Annotated in this window: 19 protein-coding genes; 7 read left to right on the plus strand and 12 right to left on the minus strand. The window is 58.3% G+C overall.

Going from position 1 to position 17,386, the window contains the following annotated elements; genetic code table 11:
- Positions 1-12: 12 nt before the first annotated feature.
- Together RBB82_RS11065 and RBB82_RS11070 are read left to right on the plus strand one after the other, a co-directional pair.
- Positions 13-1,890, plus strand: a complete 1,878-nt coding sequence (locus RBB82_RS11065) for a transglycosylase SLT domain-containing protein (protein ID WP_433975188.1) — start codon at positions 13-15, stop codon at positions 1,888-1,890.
- Positions 1,891-2,044: 154 nt separating this feature from the next.
- Positions 2,045-2,833, plus strand: coding sequence for a hypothetical protein (locus RBB82_RS11070; protein ID WP_433975189.1), 789 nt, complete (start codon positions 2,045-2,047; stop codon positions 2,831-2,833).
- A 76-nt stretch (positions 2,834-2,909) separates the two neighbouring features.
- On the opposite strand, the gene RBB82_RS11075 is transcribed toward RBB82_RS11070, so the two are convergent.
- The 3 genes from RBB82_RS11075 to RBB82_RS11085 all read right to left on the minus strand — a co-directional run bounded on the left by RBB82_RS11075 (position 2,910) and on the right by RBB82_RS11085 (position 5,645).
- Entirely contained in the window at positions 2,910-3,458 is a 549-nt protein-coding gene (locus tag RBB82_RS11075) for a peroxiredoxin (protein ID WP_433975190.1), read from the minus strand.
- A 126-nt stretch (positions 3,459-3,584) separates the two neighbouring features.
- Complete coding sequence (locus tag RBB82_RS11080; protein ID WP_433975191.1) at positions 3,585-4,475, minus strand: LpxI family protein; 891 nt, start codon at positions 4,473-4,475, stop codon at positions 3,585-3,587.
- A 765-nt stretch (positions 4,476-5,240) separates the two neighbouring features.
- Positions 5,241-5,645 (minus strand): VOC family protein, encoded by a 405-nt coding sequence (locus RBB82_RS11085; RefSeq protein ID WP_433975192.1) that lies wholly within the window; start codon positions 5,643-5,645, stop codon positions 5,241-5,243.
- Positions 5,646-5,709: 64 nt separating this feature from the next.
- On the opposite strand from RBB82_RS11085, the gene RBB82_RS11090 reads away from it, so the two are divergent.
- Positions 5,710-6,507, plus strand: a complete 798-nt coding sequence (locus RBB82_RS11090; RefSeq protein ID WP_433975193.1) for an AraC family transcriptional regulator — start codon at positions 5,710-5,712, stop codon at positions 6,505-6,507.
- Positions 6,508-6,663: 156 nt separating this feature from the next.
- On the opposite strand, the gene RBB82_RS11095 is transcribed toward RBB82_RS11090, so the two are convergent.
- Genes RBB82_RS11095 through fabZ form a run of 3 tightly spaced genes read right to left on the minus strand, consistent with a single transcriptional unit; the run spans position 6,664 to position 9,161 of the window.
- Positions 6,664-7,812: a Gfo/Idh/MocA family protein gene (locus RBB82_RS11095; protein WP_433975194.1), complete on the minus strand. Its 1,149-nt coding sequence runs from the start codon at positions 7,810-7,812 to the stop codon at positions 6,664-6,666.
- Between the two features lie 33 nt (positions 7,813-7,845).
- A complete protein-coding gene (gene lpxA, locus RBB82_RS11100; RefSeq protein WP_433975195.1) occupies positions 7,846-8,643 on the minus strand; it encodes an acyl-ACP--UDP-N-acetylglucosamine O-acyltransferase in 798 nt (265 codons plus the stop codon).
- Positions 8,640-9,161 (minus strand): 3-hydroxyacyl-ACP dehydratase FabZ, encoded by a 522-nt coding sequence (gene fabZ, locus RBB82_RS11105; RefSeq protein ID WP_433975196.1) that lies wholly within the window; start codon positions 9,159-9,161, stop codon positions 8,640-8,642. Before fabZ ends, lpxA begins: the two co-directional genes overlap by 4 nt.
- Before the next feature lie 187 nt (positions 9,162-9,348).
- On the opposite strand from fabZ, the gene RBB82_RS11110 reads away from it, so the two are divergent.
- Positions 9,349-10,719 (plus strand): DUF3863 domain-containing protein, encoded by a 1,371-nt coding sequence (locus RBB82_RS11110; RefSeq protein ID WP_433975197.1) that lies wholly within the window; start codon positions 9,349-9,351, stop codon positions 10,717-10,719.
- Positions 10,720-10,959: 240 nt separating this feature from the next.
- Entirely contained in the window at positions 10,960-11,883 is a 924-nt protein-coding gene (locus tag RBB82_RS11115; protein ID WP_433975198.1) for a CsgG/HfaB family protein, read from the plus strand.
- 24 nt (positions 11,884-11,907) lie between these two features.
- Here RBB82_RS11115 and cysK read toward each other — a convergent pair whose 3' ends face one another.
- The 3 genes from cysK to RBB82_RS11130 are packed head-to-tail and all read right to left on the minus strand — an operon-like array spanning position 11,908 to position 14,693.
- Positions 11,908-12,963: a cysteine synthase A gene (gene cysK, locus RBB82_RS11120; protein ID WP_433975199.1), complete on the minus strand. Its 1,056-nt coding sequence runs from the start codon at positions 12,961-12,963 to the stop codon at positions 11,908-11,910.
- Positions 12,964-13,012: 49 nt separating this feature from the next.
- Positions 13,013-13,867: a hypothetical protein gene (locus RBB82_RS11125; protein ID WP_433975200.1), complete on the minus strand. Its 855-nt coding sequence runs from the start codon at positions 13,865-13,867 to the stop codon at positions 13,013-13,015.
- 10 nt (positions 13,868-13,877) lie between these two features.
- On the minus strand, positions 13,878-14,693 hold the full coding sequence (locus tag RBB82_RS11130; RefSeq protein ID WP_433975201.1) for an SDR family NAD(P)-dependent oxidoreductase: 816 nt from the start codon (positions 14,691-14,693) through the stop codon (positions 13,878-13,880).
- Positions 14,694-14,785: 92 nt separating this feature from the next.
- Here RBB82_RS11130 and RBB82_RS11135 point away from each other — a divergent pair, with 92 nt between their 5' ends.
- Entirely contained in the window at positions 14,786-15,172 is a 387-nt protein-coding gene (locus RBB82_RS11135; protein ID WP_433975202.1) for a DoxX family membrane protein, read from the plus strand.
- A gap of 39 nt (positions 15,173-15,211) precedes the next feature.
- On the opposite strand, the gene RBB82_RS11140 is transcribed toward RBB82_RS11135, so the two are convergent.
- From RBB82_RS11140 to RBB82_RS11150, 3 genes are all read right to left on the minus strand, one after another.
- Positions 15,212-15,655 carry an MmcQ/YjbR family DNA-binding protein gene (locus RBB82_RS11140; protein ID WP_433975203.1) on the minus strand — a complete coding sequence of 148 codons (444 nt, stop codon included), beginning with the start codon at positions 15,653-15,655 and terminating at the stop codon, positions 15,212-15,214.
- Positions 15,656-15,675: 20 nt separating this feature from the next.
- A complete protein-coding gene (locus RBB82_RS11145; RefSeq protein ID WP_433975204.1) occupies positions 15,676-15,912 on the minus strand; it encodes a hypothetical protein in 237 nt (78 codons plus the stop codon).
- 174 nt (positions 15,913-16,086) lie between these two features.
- Positions 16,087-16,518, minus strand: coding sequence for a DUF3253 domain-containing protein (locus tag RBB82_RS11150; RefSeq protein WP_433975205.1), 432 nt, complete (start codon positions 16,516-16,518; stop codon positions 16,087-16,089).
- 105 nt (positions 16,519-16,623) lie between these two features.
- Between RBB82_RS11150 and RBB82_RS11155 the strand changes: the two genes are divergently transcribed.
- Positions 16,624-17,373 carry an acyloxyacyl hydrolase gene (locus RBB82_RS11155; protein WP_433975206.1) on the plus strand — a complete coding sequence of 250 codons (750 nt, stop codon included), beginning with the start codon at positions 16,624-16,626 and terminating at the stop codon, positions 17,371-17,373.
- The last annotated feature ends 13 nt before the right edge of the window (positions 17,374-17,386 follow it).

Genomic DNA, 17,386 nt, shown 5'->3' on the forward strand with positions numbered 1-17,386 from the left:
ACGATGGCGCGGATGACTTCTAAAACTTTGGTGCGACGTTGGGCGCTGGTGGTGAGCTGTGCGCCACTCGTGATGCTTGCAGGTTGTCCGCAGGATCAGACGTCTGCGCCTGGTAAGGTTCCAGCGCAGGCGACGGCACCAGCGATCACGGCGGGGCCGAACGCGAACGCGGGGCAGGCAGGGCAGCCTGCGGCATCGCAGATTTCGAATGTCGATACTGCTGCCAAGGCTGCGAAGGTGCAGCTGCTTATCAATCAGGCTGAGGCGGCTTACAAGAGTGGGGTGGACAACTATCGCGCGGGGCGTCTGGATGCGGCGAGGTTGGACTTTGACTCTGCCGTCGATTTGATGCTGACCAGCGGGGTGGATTTGAAGACCGATCCTCAGCTTGCCGATGAGTTCGATCATCTGCTGAACGCGGTGAACTCGCTTGAGATGGCTGCGTTGAAGCAGGGGAATGGATTCTCGCCCGTTCTCGAGGCCGCTCCACTGGATGCTGCGAATGAAGTTACGTTTCCGGCGAACGCGGCTTTGACTGCGAAGGTCACTAACGAGTTGAAGACGACGCAGTCCGACTTTCCGTTGGTGGTGAATGATTATGTCGCGGGTTTCATCAGCTATTTTTCAAACTCGCCCGCGGGGCATGCGCATCTGCTGCGGTCGCTGGAGCGCGCGGGGAAGTATAAGGAGATGATCTCGAAGAACCTGCGTGACCAGGGCGTGCCGCAGGATTTGATCTATCTGGCGGTGGCGGAGTCGGGGTTTCAGCCGCAGGCGATGAATGCGCGATCGGGTGCTGGAGGCATGTGGCAGTTTATGCCGACGGGGGCGTATGGCCTGGCGCGCAATGGGTGGTTCGATGAGCGGTTTGATCCGCAGAAGTCTTCGATCGCATATGCGAAGTACATGAAGACGCTCTACAACCAGTTTGGGGATTGGTATCTGGCGATGGCGGCGTATGACTGGGGTCCGGGTAATGTTCAGCGCGCTGTGATGAAGACTGGCTACGCGGATTTCTGGGAGTTGTATCGTCGCGGCAATCTCCCAGCGGAGACGAAGAACTATGTTCCAGGAATCATTGCGGCGATCATCATGGCAAAGAATCCGGAGCAGTATGGGCTGGACAAGATCGTTCCTGATTCTCCAGTGGTTTCGGATACGGTGACTGTCGATTATTCGATCGACCTGCGGCTTGTGGCAGATGTGACCAACTCGTCGCTGCCTGAGATTGTGGCGCTTAATCCGAGTCTGCTGCGGATGACGACTCCGCGCGATATGTCGTTCGATCTCCATATTCCGGTGGGGACGCGTGATGTCTTTGCGGAACGGATCAAGGAGATTCCTGATGACAAGCGCAGCAGCTGGCGCTTTCATGTGGTGAAGGCGGGGGAGTCACTTGATGGCATTGCTACGGGTTTTCATGCGCATGCGAATGACATTGTTGCGGCGAACGGTCTGCCTGCTGGCGGTGGTGTGGATACGGGAGACGAGCTTGTAGTTCCTGTTACGAGTGCTGCTGCGAGTGCGCGGCCGCAGCGGTATGCGGTTCGTCGTGGCGATACGCTTGTCACCGTCGCCGATCGATTTGGCGTATCGGTGGAGGAGTTGCGGCGCTGGAATCATCTGTCATCGAACTCGGTCCGTCCGGGAGCTTCGCTTTCGGTGGCGGAGCCGGTGAAGCTTGCGCCGGGAACACATGTGCGCAGTAGAAGCGCTCGAGGGAAGAGTGGTTCGCATAGCGCGGCGAGCGGTGTTCATGCGGGTTCTGCACACACGAGCTCAAAGCACGCGAGTCAGAAGGGCAGTGGATCTACGAAGACAGCGAAGAAAAATGGCGGGTCGACGAACCAGAGTGCATCCTCCAAAACGAAACCGAAAGCTACACGATAAGCTTCCTCATGAAAAAGATTGCTTGCCTTCGGTAGCGCTTGGATGCATCCTGTTGCTAGAATCTCGTGCCAGGATGTAAAGATGTTTGTTGTGGGTTGTAGCTAGTAAGGCAACGTGAGTGGCGGAAGTAAAGAGCAGTGAGGGGACAACAACGATGACGTTCGAGGACACGATCAAGCTTCATGCAGCTGGAGCCGATGACGACAACAACTATGGCGATGAAGCCGATGACCATGAAGATTCACACCGCTTCGACGACGATGAAGAAGAAGAGGTAACGATGACGTCGGATGACGATGATGAGGAGCTCGACGATGACGACGACGAGCTTCAAGGAACGCATGCCGAGGACGCGAAGCTCTTTGCGCTGCCCCCTTCACCCGTCAACAGCTATGAGCCTCCGACGAAAGAGTCTCAGCTGCCAGTAAAGAGTGTCGCTTCGCAGAGCGCCGTGAAGCCTGCTGCGAAGAAGGTCGCGCCGGTTAAGAAAGCGGTTGTTGCGAAGAAAGTAGCACCGGTTAAGGCTGCTGCCAAGAAAGTCGCTGCGAAGAAGCCGGTGGCGAAGAAAGTCGCTGCGAAGAAAGTTGTCGCGAAGAAAGCTGCGGTAAAGAAATCCGTGGCGAAAAAAGTTCTGGCGAAGAAGGCTCCTGCGAAGAAGGCCTCCGCCAAAAAGGGATCTGCCGCGAAGAAGGTCAGTGCTCTGCGCGGCGGTAAGGTCGCTCCTAAAAAAGCGGCCGGCAACAAGGGCACTGTAAGCAGTAAAAAACTAAAGAAGAGAGGTACTACCTTGGCAACTAAGAAAGCAGTAAAGAAGGCACCAGCGAAGAAGGCAGCAGCGAAGAAGGCTCCTGCTAAGAAGGCAGCAGCAAAGAAGGCTCCTGCGAAGAAAGCTGTAAAGAAGGCTGTAAAGAAGGCTGCAAAGAAGGCCCCAGCAAAGAAGTAAGCACGTTTAAGGCAAGCAAATAGGCCCGGACTCCTCAATTGAGAGCCCGGGCCTTTTTGCGTCTGCTGATACGAATTTACTTTTTGTTGGCGGCGATTTCGGCGAGGACTTCAGTGCTGTGGTTCTGGATGTCCTTCACGTCCCAAACCTTCACAACCTTGCCGTCGGGGGAGATGAGGAAGGTTTCGCGGTTGGCGAACTTGGCAACGCCGAAGTTTTTGACGGGAACACCGTAGGCATCGACGACTTTGTGGTCTGGGTCTGCGAGGAGCTTGAAGCTGAAGGTATCCTTCGAGCACCAGGTCTTGTGGCCTTCGACGGTGTCGAGGCTGACGCCGAGGACGACCGCGTTGGCTGCGTCATACTTGGCGATGTCGCGCTGGAAGTTGTGGGCTTCGATGGTGCAGCCGGTGGTCTGGTCCTTAGGGTAGAAGTAGAGGACAACCCACTTGCCTTTGTAGTCGGTGAGGCTGACGGGCTTGTCTTCCTGGGAGGGCAGGGTGAAGTTGGGCGCGGTCGCGCCAGCCTGTATGGCGTCTGCCGCGGGCGCTGCATGGGCTCTGATGCCTAGGCCGCACGCTGCTGCCACGCCGATGATTACTGCGATCCAAACTGCTTTGCGCATGGTGGTTCCCCTTATGTGTTTCTTTTAGCTGTAGACGAGTGTAAGCCGCATAAGACGCGGGCTGAATGTGTTGTGAGCAATTTTACCCTTCGTCGATGAGCTGTTTACAAAGCCTTGACAATATCTTTACCTGGCAACGATGGCGATGCCGGCATCATTGGCGGCGCTAAGGATCGCTTTGGGATCGAACATGAGGGTTCTGCCCGCTTCGATGGCGAGGCAGGTGGCTCCGGCGGATCTCATGGCTTCAATCGTGGCGACGCCGATGACGGGGACGTCGAAGCGCATGTCTTGATTGGGTTTGGCGACTTTGACGACAGTGAGGGAGCGGCGGAGGGTGGTTGCTGGGTGTGGGGTAGTGCTGATTTCGGTGTCTATCTCGCCGTCTAGAGTGTGATCAAGGGTACGGAAGAGAGCGCCGGCGCGGGCGATGGTGGCGTCGGTGCCTTCCATTGCTTCGACGGCGACGCAGGCCTGCGCGGCGATGACGACGGTCTGGCCGAGGTCGTAGGTGGCGATGGCCTGGGCGACGGTGCGGCCGTAGGTGATGTCCTTTTGCTCCTCTTCGTCTGGGGCGCGGAGGGTGAGGACGCCGGGTTGTGCGAGGAGAGGCTCCAGGTATTGGGTGGACGAGATGAGCTCGATGCCTTCGTCGCCTAGTACCTTTGCGATGGCGCCGAGGAGCATGTCGGTGTTGCGGGTGCGGAGGTTGAGGAGGAGTTTGGCGAGGCGCCAGTCGGGGCGGATGCTGGAGAAGATCTGTTTGTGTTTGACCTGACCGGCCATGGTGGCGCGGGTGACGCCTTCGGACTGGAAGGTTTCGATGAGGCGGGAGAGCTCGCCGAGGGAGAGCCAGTGGACGTGGATGCCGGGGTCGGCTGCGGCGCGGGTGTCAATCTCGGGGTCGGTCTCTTCTTTGATGGCCGCGACGACGACGGTGAGGCCGTGGGCGCGTGCTGCGTCGAGCAGGAGGAAGGGGAAGCGGCCGTTGCCGGCGATCAGGCCTAGTTTCGACATGGATATGTCTAGTGTATGCGGATGTCCTGCCGGACGGGCCCACTTCGCGTGGAGCGGTCACTTCGTGACATGTGTGCCCGGTCTCGGCAATGCAATATGCGAGGGTCCTCCCGTTGGTCGGAATCAGCATAGGCCCGACCAACGGGAGGACCACGTCAGTTCTTCTGCAACGACAAGGTATACACGCCACGAAGTGGCCGCCCCACGCGCAGTGGGTTTCTACAGCTTCTTAAAGTCAAGAGCAAATTTGCCGCGAGGTAAGACCAATCGCTTGTGGGAAAAAGTGATCTTCGGTTGTTGTGGTGAGTTATGGTGCTTTGTGGTTGATCTTTGGTTGTTATTCGGTTTATTCCGGCTATGCCGGCATCTACCGGGTTTCGCGGCATGAATCTTTGCGCGCAAAACGTGGACATAACGTGGTCATTTGCATGGTGAATGTGGACAGCAAGGTGACCCTTCTGTCGCCGGTGGTGTTTCGGATAATGGCGTTTTTGTGACGGCTAAACCATATCTCAAATCGATATGTGGGTAGCCGGGCAATGCGAATTGCCAGGAGCGAAGACCGCTCTCCTTCTCTGTCGAAACTATATGGGCACCCGGCAAACGCAGATTCCCTTCGCGAATGACAACTAGAAAAGCAAAGGCAACAGCAACAGCAACAGCAAAGACGCAGACGCAGACAACGCACCCCTTTGGGGGTAACAACTAAAAAGCGAAAGCGATTCTCTACACCAACTGCGGGCGTTGCGCTCGTTTTGTTTGCTGTTACGGCTGCGCCTCCGGATGTTCCGAGAGACTCAGGGTGTTTCCATCAGGGTCTTTGAACCAGGCTACTTTGGCGCCGGTGGGTGCAGTCCAGATTCCTGAGTCGTCTTGTTCTAAGAACCCGTAGCGTTCGAATTGAACTCCAGCCGTTTTCAGACTTTGAACGACTGAGTCTATCTCGGTGACCTGCCAGCCCAATACTGTGCCTGGTGTCGGCGGTAGCTCCTTGCCCATGCCCAGACGGAGCATGATGCCATTCGCATCGTAGACGAGGGCAAACGGAGGCTCTTCACTAACCAGGCGCAGACCGAGTGTGTCGCCGTAGAAGCTCTTCGCGCGATCCACGTCGATGATGGTTATAAATCCAATGATGTTGTACTCGCGGAGTCCGGAGGGTTTCGTCATGCAGACATCATGAGTGAATAGTTTGAATGGCGCAAGAATGGCAGTATGCCAAAATGTATCGATAATGCGACACAGCAAGATTTTGAGAGACTTTGATCCGAAGAGTGGCGTTTCCGTCTCCACACTCGCCTATGAGTACCCCGCTGGGTTTCAAGTTGCGGAACATGCGCATGGGGCGGATCAGCTCATCTATGCCATTCGCGGAGTCATGGAAGTATTTTCAGGTCAAAGCATGTGGCTGGTCCCTCCACGCTTTGCGCTCTGGGTTCCCGCAAAGACTTACCACCGCATCCACATGCCGGGCACGGTTTCGATGCGGACGTTGTACCTTCGGCCAGGACTGGTGCGTATGCGGTCCTCCGGGAACACCGTACTTTACGTGACCCCGCTGCTGCGTGAACTTATGCTGGAGACCGTGCGCATGGGGAAGCTGCGAACGAGGCAGCATCACGAACGAGCGCTGCGTGATCTGGTTGTTCTGCATCTGGAGTGTGCATCTCCGGTTCCGACGTTCGTGGCGCTGCCGAGAGACGAACGAGCTTTGCATGTCGCCCAGGCTGTGTTGTCGGCGCCTGAACTGACGAAGTCTCTCGCCGCAATTTGCAGGGATGCCGGAGTCAGCGTCAGGACGATTCAGAGGATTTTTCGCACGGAGACTGGCACCAGCTTTGAGGTGTGGCGGCGACAGGTTCGACTGACGAAGGCTGTGGAGCTTCTCGTTCAGGGGCGCTCCATCAAGGAGATCGCCTTCTGCATCGGGTACCGGCAACCGAGCGCGTTTGTTGAGATCTTTCGACGGACGTTTGGCATGCCGCCTAAAGCATGGGCTGCGCGGCTGGAGAAACTAAACCATGATAGCTAGAGGTGGCATCCGCTCTTCTTCGAAACCTTGTCGCGCGATGCTGACGGTGGTTACGGGTGCTATTGCGGATCTCGGCGAAAGCGGTTCGCGCTTCGCGCGAATGCCCACATCTCAAAATCGAGATATGGGGCACCCGGTAGATGTGATGTCGAGGAGCTACTTCGTCTTTGCAACCTCGTCGGCGAGGTGGATGGTGCGACCGGTTTGGGCGGAGCGGCGGGCGGCGTCCAGGATGCGGACGACGGCTACGTTGGTGTCGAGTGAGGTGAGATCGTGTTGGGGCTTGAGGGTGCCGTTGATGACGGCTGCCAGGTAGCTGAGGGAGCTATTCTGTGGTTTGGCGAGTGGGGGTGCGGTCTCAACGTGCTCGGTTGGCTCGCCGTGGAGGCGGATGCGGAGTTTGGCGCCGGGGTCTTTGTTGTCGTAGAGGGTGTCGACGTAGCCGGTGGCGCCGTAGATCTCCATGTCTTTGCGGGAGAAGGGCCAGTTCCATGAGCCCTGGATGATGGCCTGGGCGCGGGGGTAGGTGAGGATGACGGTGCTGTCGTCTTCGACGTTGGGGTAGATCTGCGGCTTGATGTGGAGGGTGACGGCGCTGACGGTTTGGGGGAGTTCGTCGTGCATGATCCAGGTGGAGAGATCGACGCCGTAGCAGCCGAAGTCGAAGAGGGCGCCTGCGCCGTTTTGTTTGGGGTCGGTGAGCCAGCTGAAGAAGGCGGGGCTGACGCCGATCTCCTTGGGGCCTTCGTGACCGTCGTGGACGACGAGCTTGCGGAGGTCACCGATCTTGCCTTCGCTGAGGATGTTTGCGGCGGCGGTGTTGGAGTTGTACCAGGTGGTCTCGTAGTTGGTGAGGACGGGGACGTTGTATTTTTCGGAGAGGCGCTGGATGGCGAGGGCGTCTTCTACCGTTGTGGCGAGGGGCTTCTCGACCATCGCTGCGATGTGGAGGGGAGCGGCCTGCTCAATGGCGGCGCGATGGCCGGCGATGGAGGTGTAGACGAGGATGGCCTGCGGGTGCGTGCTCTTGAGCATCGCTTCTTCGGTTGGGAAGAAGAGGTTGTCGGGGAGGTGGGTGCTGGCGGCGTATTTTTGGCGCAGGGCTGCGTCGGGCTCGGAGATGCCGACGAGGGTGACCTCGGGGTGGGAGGAGAGGGTGTGGAAGAAGCCCATGACGTGGTCGTGGTTGAGGCCGACGACGGCTACGCGGATGGGTGGAGTGGCTTGGGCCTTTGCTGCGAAGGGAAAGATGGAGGCGATGAGGGCAGCGGCGAGGAGGAGGCGGGTTGGAACGGAGGAGATCATGGTTGGACCCGAGTTTCGCTTGTGAGGTGACGATTATTTGATGATGCCGCGTTCGCTGTTGGCGATGAAGTCGGCTAAGTAGGCTACGTGTTCGCCTGCGTTGCCGGCGGCGATGGTCTCGCGGATGGCGGTGAGGGCGTCGGAGATGTTGAGTTTCGAGGCGAGGAGGGTGCGGTAGGCGGCGCGGAGCTCTTTGAGCTGCTGCTGGGTGAAGCCCTTGCGCTCCAGACCTACTTTGTTGAGGCCGTAGGCGTGATTGTTGCGCTCGATTGAGGTGAGGGAGTAGGGAAGGACGTTTTGCGTGATGGTGGTGCCCCCGCCGATGTAGGCGTAGCGGCCGATGCGGCAGTACTGATGGACGGGGCAGAGAGCGCCGACGACGGCGAAGTCTTCGACGATGACGTGGCCGGCGAGGGTGGCGGAGTTGGCGAGGATGCAGCTGTTGCCGATGACGGAGTCATGGCCGATGTGGGTGTAGGCCATGATGAGACAGTCGGAGCCGAGGCGGGTGGTGCCGCCGCCGCCCTTGGTGCCGCGTGAGATGGTGACGTACTCGCGGATGGAGTTGTTGTCGCCGATGACGACGGCTGTGGGTTCGCCTGCGTACTTGAGGTCTTGCGGGGAGATGCCGATGCAGGCGAAGGAGTAGATGCGATTCTTGGCGCCCATGGTGACGTGGCCGGCTTCGTCTCCACCTAGGACGACGTGGGAGACGAGTTCGCAGTCTTCGCCGAGGATGACGTTGGGGCCGATGGTGCAGTAGGGGCCGACCGTGCAGCTTGCGGGGATCTGTGCTTCCGCTGCGACGATGGCGGTGGGGTGGATGCTCACTCTGGTGTTGCCTCAGGTGCTACTTTTTTGGCGACGCGGGGGACGACCTGGCACATGACGGTGGCGTCGCAGACGAGCTTGCCGTCAACGGTGATGGTGCCGCCCATCTTTACGGCTCGGCTGCGCCAGTTGAGGACGGTGACCTCGATGCGGAGCTGATCGCCGGGGGTGACGGGGCGGCGGAAGCGGGCGTTTTCGATGCTGGTGAAGACCATGAGCTTGGAGTCGCGGTCGGGGATCTCGTTGAGGAGGAGAGCGCCGCCGGCCTGGGCGATGGCTTCGACCATGAGGACGCCGGGCATGATGGGGTAGTCGGGGAAGTGGCCCTGGAAGTGAGGCTCGTTGATGGTGACGTTTTTGATGGCGACGATGCGCTGCTTGCGTTCGATCTCGATGACGCGGTCGATGAGGAGGAAGGGATAGCGATGCGGCAGGAGGGACATGATCTCGAGGATGTCCATCGTGGTGGGCAGCGTTGGCTGCTGGTCGGGATTTTGGTCTGGCGTTGGATCGCTCATGGCAAAGATGAGTATAAACGCCGTTTGGAGCAGGATGCTCTGAGGTGTCGCAGGATATTGACCGTTTCGAATTTGCTTATTATTTGGGAGCGGGTTTCTCAGGGCTGATCGAGTCGGCAAATTTTTGTCTCGCGATCACGGAACGGCGTTGTGGACGTACTCTGTTGTAGGGAAAAAGGAGAGGGCGATGGGCGGAGATTGGACTAGACGGGAGTTTCTTGGCCGGTCGGCTGCCGTGGCGGCCTCTCTGGGGTTAGCGGGTGCCGCGGGTGAGATTGGAGCGGAGACTATTGCGCCTTCAGGTCTGCGTGGGCGCTTCCTGACTCATGTTTCGGTGGTGCGGGTGAATCAGATTGAGGTAACTCCTGATCGCTCGATTGGTGAAGATGAGGCGATGGATAACAGGCCGGAGCGCATTCGGTCGCGGCGGGAGGCGTTTCGAGCGGGTTGTCCTGATGGGAAGATGACCTGGGCCATCAGCTGGCTTGCGCTGAAGGACAACCGCAAGATGTACCAGGATATTCGGCGATTGCTCGCTTCGTATCACGATCAATATGGCGACGAGATCACGTTTATTCCTGGCGGCTACTTTGCGCCAATGTATGCGACTCGGGAGGACATCCGTAAGACGATTCATCAAGCACTGGGGATGATTACGGAGATGGTCGGGGGTGGGTATCGGCCCCAGTGTCTGGTGGCGGGATTTATGGATGCAGAGAATCAGCGCCTGCTCGCTGCGGATGAGGGCATTCATGTTTGCCAGGGACAGATCTGGAGCCAGCTGGGTATCGACAATGGGGATGGAGACGGGGGGATCTGCTATCCGTACTATCCGAGTCGCGAGCATTATTTGAAACCGGCTCAGGGGCCTGCGGATTTCATCGACTGTGTTTGTCTGGACGGTTGGACCTGCGATTTTCTGACGGCGAGGCGGAACGGCTTTCAGGGGGGATTCAATAGCAGGTTGGGTGTGGGACCGATCGAGTCGGTGGGGAATCTCGGGGTCGACGTTGGTCGTAAGGAGATGATGGATACCACTGCGGTGCACTTCGACACGGGGTATACGCTGAACAACTTTGGATGGGTGACCGCGATCTGGGAGGTGTCGATTGGCCATGATGCGGATCTGACGTATTGGCTTCAGAGGATACGGGAGAGATGGCCGGATACCAAGGTCCAAACGGAAGGGGAGTTTGGACTGGAGTGGAGGAAGCACAATCCAAATAATGCGAAGCTCAACTATCGGTTCGATGCGAAGGGGACAGGGGCGCCGGGCTCTGAGAAGGATCTGGAGATCCAGTGGTTTATGAATCGCGAGTTTCGGCTGGCGTTGTTACGCGATTGGGTGAAAGATACGCCGCCATTGGCGATCGACTTTACGCGATATGACCTGAAGGCGGAGGAGCCGCACACGCTACAGCGTGAATGGAATTTGATGAATGTGTTGAATCAGAAGGGCACGCGCCCGCAGGACAAGCCGATGCGATTGCGAGATCTACCGCTCGAAGATCAGCGGCGCATCTTTGCGCGATATCCTGAGCTGAAGATTAAGGCTTAGTGGGAGATTCTGTATGGGCAATTGCGCGATGTGCGTGACGATGCCGTCAAAATATCAGTGTTTCCCGATGCCGATTTCTGTCGGTTGACCTAAAATGATCGCCTGGGCCCGCGCCGATCTAAAGGCACATGAAGAACCAGTTCTCAGTAGAGCTATCAGGGGCCACCTCGGCGAAAAAAAATGAATGCTTGATCCGCCCTACCTTTTGGTAAAGGTGCGTCGATGCTTGCTGGAGGGAAGATGCGATCGAACTCCGTAGTGCTGTTATCCCTTACCCTGGTCTCTTGTTCGTTGGCGTTCGCACAGCCTGCGCGGCGGCTGGCGGTTGTGGAAGAGAATGGCCAACTGGCGCGCTCCGTCCCGATCTTTGCATTGGCGGAGGGACAGATCACCGATCAGCTAACGGCGAAGCTAACGGGTAAGCCGGGTATCACTGTGATCGATCGTGCGAGCGTCGACAGGATTATCAAAGAACAGAACTTTCAGAATAGCGATCGTTCGAGTTCGGACACGGCTGTGAAGATTGGGAAGCTGTTGGGCGCGGGACAGATCGTTCTGGTGAATGTGTATGACGGCGGCTTCACGACTCACAACGAAGCGTCTGGCAACACGACGAAGACAATCGGCATCCAGAACTTGCGCGTGAATGCACGTCTGATCGATGTGGAGTCAGGCACGATTCTGGCGGAGCCTGCGTCGCAGTTTCAAGATAGCGTTACTGTTTCCGAGGTCACGGCCGGCTACCAATTCGGAGCTCTTCGGGTGCCTCCGAAGCAGACGGCGAACGGCGATCTGAGGGTGATTCAGAGTAATGAGTGGGCCAAGGCGAGCGACGCGGTTACGACGGATCTGGCTGCCAAGCTGATGGCTGCCTTGGGTGGTGCGGCACCGCCAAAGATGATGTCTCCGCTGGTGGCGGGGATCGCCAGTGGAAGCGTGTATATCAATCAGGGATCGAGTGCGGGCATTAAGGCAGCGGACAAGTTTCAAGTTGTTCGTGAGGTGAGTGTGGGGCTTAACGATCCGGCGACCGGTAAGCCCATCGTGCAGAAGCAGAGCGTGTGCGTGTTGACGATCGTTACGGTGAGTGAGTCGAGTGCGTCGGGCGCCTGCCCTGGGGGAGTGCCCCAGAGCAAGGATGTTGCGGAGCCGATGCACCCTTAGTCTGACTGCTGAGATTTTGGTTGCTCAGGCAGCGGGTGGTGGTGGAAGTTGGGCGCTTGGAGTAGAGCGAGAGATTTCGAGCTCTTCGGGGGTCATGTCGACGGCGACCTCGGCGAAGAGTGGAGTGGTGAGGTAGCGCTCGCCGGTGTCGGGCAGCATGCAGAGGATGGTGGATCCTTTTGGGGCCTCTGCGGCTATGCGAAGTGCTCCGGCAAAGGTGGCTCCGGAGCTGATGCCTACGAAGATGCCTTCCTGTTGAGCGAGTTCGCGACTGCGACGCATGGCTTCGGCGTTTTCGATGCGGAAGACCTTGTGGATGCGGTGGGTATCGATGGCGTCCTGTGCGAGCTTGGGGATGAAGTCGGGGCTCCAGCCTTGCTGGGGGTGTGGCGTCCATGAGGGATGGCTGGCGGATGGGGAGCCATCGGGGTTGTGGGGCTGTTCGAGGCCGCTGGAGACCATTGGAGCTACGTCTGGTTCGCAGAGGATGATCTTGGTCTCGGGGCGTTTTTCGGCGAGGACGCGGGAGACGCCTTTGAGGGTGCCGCCGGTGCCGAAGCCGGTGACCCAGTAGTCGAGGCGATCGCCTTCGAAGTCGTTGAGGATCTCTTGAGCTGTGGTGCGGGAGTGCATGTCGGCGTTGGCCTCGTTGGTGAACTGGCGAGGGAGGAACCAGCCGTTCTTTTCGGCGAGTTCGTTGGCCTTTTTGACCATGCCGAGGCCGCGCTCGGGTGAGGGGGTGATGATGACCTTGGCTCCGAGGAAGCGCATGAGCTTGCGGCGCTCGATGGAGAAGCTCTCGGCCATGGTGACGACCAGGGGGTAGCCCTTCTGTGCGCAGACCATGGCAAGGCCGATGCCGGTGTTGCCGCTGGTGGCTTCGACGACAGTTTGGCCGGGTTTGAGAGCGCCGGTGCGTTCGGCATCTTCGATGACGCCGAGGGCGAGACGGTCTTTGACGGAACCGAGGGGGTTGAAGGCTTCGATTTTGACGAAGAGATTCACGTCGGGTGGGGCGAGCTTGTTGATGCGCACGACAGGTGTGTTGCCGACGGTGCCGAGGATGTTTTCGAACTTCATATCAGTGTGGCTCCTTCTGTCTGACGAGAGTGTATTCAGTTTGGGCCGATTACTGTTTTTTCTTAAGGAGGACTTCGGGGTTGAAGGTGTCGGGGGAGAGATCGACGTTGTACTCGACTTTGAGGAGGAAGGTTTGGCTGGCCATGTCGCCGTTGTGATAGCGGGTGATGGTGAGGGCGGTGGGAAAGCCCTGGATGGTGTGGTAGTCGGCGTACTCTTCGGCGTCTTCGTCGTGGTCTTTGAAGGTCTCGTTGCGCCACTCGAAGGTTCGGCGTAGGGGGAGGTGGGTGGTGGAGTCCATGTCGATGGTGACGGCGTCGTTGTTGGCGCTGAGAATGGTGACCTTGTCGGAGAGGCGTCGTTCGACCATACCAGTGCCCTCGGCTATGACCATGACGTCGGGAGCCTTGAGCCAGACGCGGTAGATGGATTCGATGGAGTGGTCGCGTCGGCGGTAGAAGTCATCGACCTGATCTTTGGGGAGCTCGGCTTTGCCTTTGTAGGTGACCTCGTAGCCTTTGCCTGCGGTCCAGATCTGGACGATGTCGATTTTTTTGCCGGGGAAGATGATGCTCTTGTCGGTGATGAAGCCGATGCGATCGGCGTCGAAGCGATTGGCGGTGGGGAACTGGCGAACGGAGGTGAAGTCGATGACGATGCCGGTGGGAGCGCCGCGGAAGAAACGGGCGGCGTGACCGCGCTCCTGGATGTTGTTGCGGTTGAGCCACTCGTCGCCACCGAGGGCGAGGAGCATCTCGTCGAGGAGATGGCGCCCGCGCTGCTCGGGCGTTTGACCGGCGGCCTGTGTTGGGGCGGCGCTTGGAATCTCGCTGGCCTGCGACCAGAGGGGTTGGGTGGTGATGAGGCTGAGTGCGACCGTGATTCTTAGGGCAAGTTGCTTCATGGGGCTCCGTTCAGCCGACTAGTACCGCGCCACCGTTGACGTTGAAGATTTCGCCGGAGATGAAGCCTGCGAAGGGAGTGCAGAGGAAGAGGATGGGAGCGGCGATCTCTTCGACGTGTGCGGGACGGCCAAGGGGAATCAGGGATAAGAGCTTGCTGGAGATTGTTGGGTCGCTGAGGACCTCTGTTGTGGCGTCGGTGGCGACCCAGCCGGGGGCGACGCAGTTGCAGTAGATGCCCTGGCCGATGAGTTCGGTGGAGAGGCTTTTGGTGAGGCTGATGAGAGCGCCTTTGGTAGCGGCGTAGTCTGCGTGAAAGGCTTCGCCGCGTTGGCCGGCGGTGGAGCTGATGAGGACGATGTGGCCTCGGGCTCCGCCTGGCTGCGCCTGCGACTGGGGCTGGGATTTCATTTGAGCGACTGTGGCTCGGATGACGCCGAAGACGCTGTCGAGGTTGGTGCCGAGGGTGCCGCGCCATTGGGTGGTGGTCATCTCGGAGATGGGGGCGTCGTGCGAGGGCCAGATGCCGTGGTTGAGGATGGCGCAGTCGATGCGGCCGAAGGCGGCGATGGCGGCGGTGACGAGGGCTTCACCGTCTTCCGGAGTGTTGAGAGGTTGATGAATGGCGCGGCAGAGGTCGGGACCGCCGCACTCGGCGACGAGGGCTTCGGCCTGCTGGTCTGCGCTGCGGTAGTTGAAGACGACCTTTGCGCCCGCCTGATGAAAGAGACGAACGGTGGCTGCGCCGATTCCGCGGGAGCCTCCGGTAATGAGAGCTACTTTGCCCTCCAACGACATGGTGACGCCTGAGTTGAGACTATTCGGCATATATTGGACGCTAACGAATCAATCTCCTTGACGCAAGTGCTGTCGACACAGAGAATTTTCTACTAAATCCATTTGAGGGAGGCTCGCTGCCGATGAAGATCGCCGTGGTGATCGCACGCATTCTGCTTGGACTGGTTTTTCTGGTTTTTGGTTCCAACAACTTTTTTCACTTCATGCCGAATCAGCCGATACCCGGGGATGCCGGGGTGCTGGCGGACGTGTTGTTTCGTCATGGGTGGTTCACGTTCCATGGGGTGCTCGAGGTTGTCGCGGGTGTTTTGTTGCTCATCGGACGGTATGTGCCGGTTGCGTTGGTGCTGCTGGGGCCGATCCTTGTAAATATTCTGATGTTTCACCTGACGCTGGCTGCGGGTATTTTGCCTGGGTTGATTTGCACGTTGCTGGAGGTGTTTTTGATCTATGCCTACTGGCCGGCGTTTGAAGGGATCTTTACCTCGGATGGGCGGAGGGTTAGCTAGATACCTGCCGGCCAAGCTGCATGATTGCGGTGCGCTGAGTCATTGTTTTTTCGCGGCGGCTTTTTTTGCGAGAAGGTTCTTGCGATCGGCGATGAGGCGCTTTTGCTGAGATGTTGGCAGGGCGAGGGTGGCGCGGGTTTTCGGCGGGAGTTTGGCGAAGGTGAGGGCGTGGGCTGCGCTTAGCTCTCGCTCCCACTCTGAGCTGCGGAAGACGTCCCAGCGTTCGACGGCGACCCAGAAGATGCGGGCGACGTAGGGGGCGGGAAAGATCCCGTCGATTTCAAGAAGTTCGTTGTAGTGCTCCTGGCCGGCGAGGAAGGAGATGACGCGGGTGCGGCTGTTGCTTTGCTCGAGCCTCATCCATGCGAACATCTTGCCGCCGATGGCTTTGTCGCCAAGCCAGAAGACGAGTCCGCCGAACTGCTGCGTCTCGACGACGTGGGGAAGGGTGAGGAGGTAAGCGCGGATGCGTTCGATGTCCATGCGCGAAGTATAAAGCGTCTTCAGGCTGCTTTGCGACGTGGATTGGGCTTGCCTTGTTTTTCGAGTTTGCTGGCGGCAGCGGCCTTCTGGTCAGCGTGTTTGGTCGCCGCTGATTTTTTGCCCGGCTTTGGTTTGCAGCTTCCCTTCTCGTGTGCGGATTTACCTGGGACTGGCTCGAAGCCGGGCCAGCAGCGAGAGGTTTGCTTTGCGTTGGTGGATTCTTTGCTTGGCTTAGTCGATTTTTTTGCGGTGGTCATGTTGAGTTAGAGGCGTATCAGGCGGCGAACTCTGGTGGTTAGAAAGATTGTTTTTGGCGTGTTTGTATCGGACGAACTATTTCTTGTTGATTTTTATCGTGTGACTACAAGCACGCTGGATACGCCGGATGAGTTTGGGACTACCGGGTGTGCACGACGAATGGGTGCCTGGTTTTAGCGCAGGCGGAGACGGATCGGACCCTTTGCAGTGGAGGGATCAACGATGCGGCCGTGTTGGGTGATGACGATTTTGCCAGCGGCGACGAGACGGCGTGCGGCTGCGCGAGCTGGCTCCATGAGGCCCTCCCAGTCGCGACGCGTTTCAGTTCCTCCGACGGCCTTTGCGACTTCGGAGGGACAGATGGTTTTGACATTGCCGGTTTGACTGCGAGAGGCGCCGCGTTCGGCGAGGAGCGAGAGGATGGCGCCTTCGAGGGCAGCGTCGTCTGCACCGGGTTTGTGGCCGCGGCACTCGTCGCTGCAGTATTTGATGATGTCCCAATCCTTGGCCCACTGCTTGCGCCACTCGAAGGTACGGCCGCAGGTCTGGCAGATCTTTTCTTTGCGCGGGGTGGTGCGTTCGGGTCTGCGCTTACGGTCGGGCATAGGTCTTTGATGCTGGAGCGAGCAGTTTAGAAGAGCGGCGATTTGGAGTTAGCGCAAGGCAGGCGAGATACAATCCATTTACCTTGCAGAGCAGTTGAGGAATGAATGAAGCTATCTGGACTTCTCGGGCTTTTTCTTGGGTTTTTTATTACTTCTTTAGCAATCGCACAAACTACAGATAGAACGGAGTATGGGCGAAGGCAGACGTTTGCTGGATTCTTCGACTATTCCAATGACTCGAGCCACATTGCGCTGGGACAGGCTCCAGATCGCAAGTTTACCGAGGTGGGATTTCAGTACGAGTATCGCCTTGCAGCGAATCGGAGATTTGTCTGGAAGTATGCTGCGGAGTTCCGTCCGTTGATTGCTGAGAGCGATCCGACTGTGACCTTCATTTCTACAATTACTTTGCCGCCACCAGCGACGATATACACTAGCCCGCCGAGCGTGACGCTACGCTGTGTTGCGGGCGTCACCGATTTTTCATTCACGGACCCTGTGACAGGGATACTCCACTCCTCGACATTGACCACAACGTGTGGGCGCCGCTGGACGTATGTCGAGGGTATATCACCGCTTGGGACGCGGGTTAATCTTCGCCCAGGGAGCCGGTGGCAGCCTACGGCCAGCGTGTTTGCAGGTTTGCTACTTTCGGCAAAGAAGATTCCGGTCGAGACGGCAGGATCTTTCAACTTTACCTTTCAGCTTGGCGCTGGCATTGAATACTTTCGGACGCCGACGCAGTCGATTCGTCTTGAATATCAGCTGCAGCATTTTTCGAATGCTTACACTGCGGAGACGAATCCTGGTGTCGATGATGGCCTCTTCAAAGTGACGTACACGTTCGGGAGATGAGGCGCGAAGATGG

The sequence above is a fragment of the Tunturiibacter lichenicola genome, assembly GCF_051013355.1.
GTDB lineage: Bacteria > Acidobacteriota > Terriglobia > Terriglobales > Acidobacteriaceae > Edaphobacter > Edaphobacter lichenicola_F.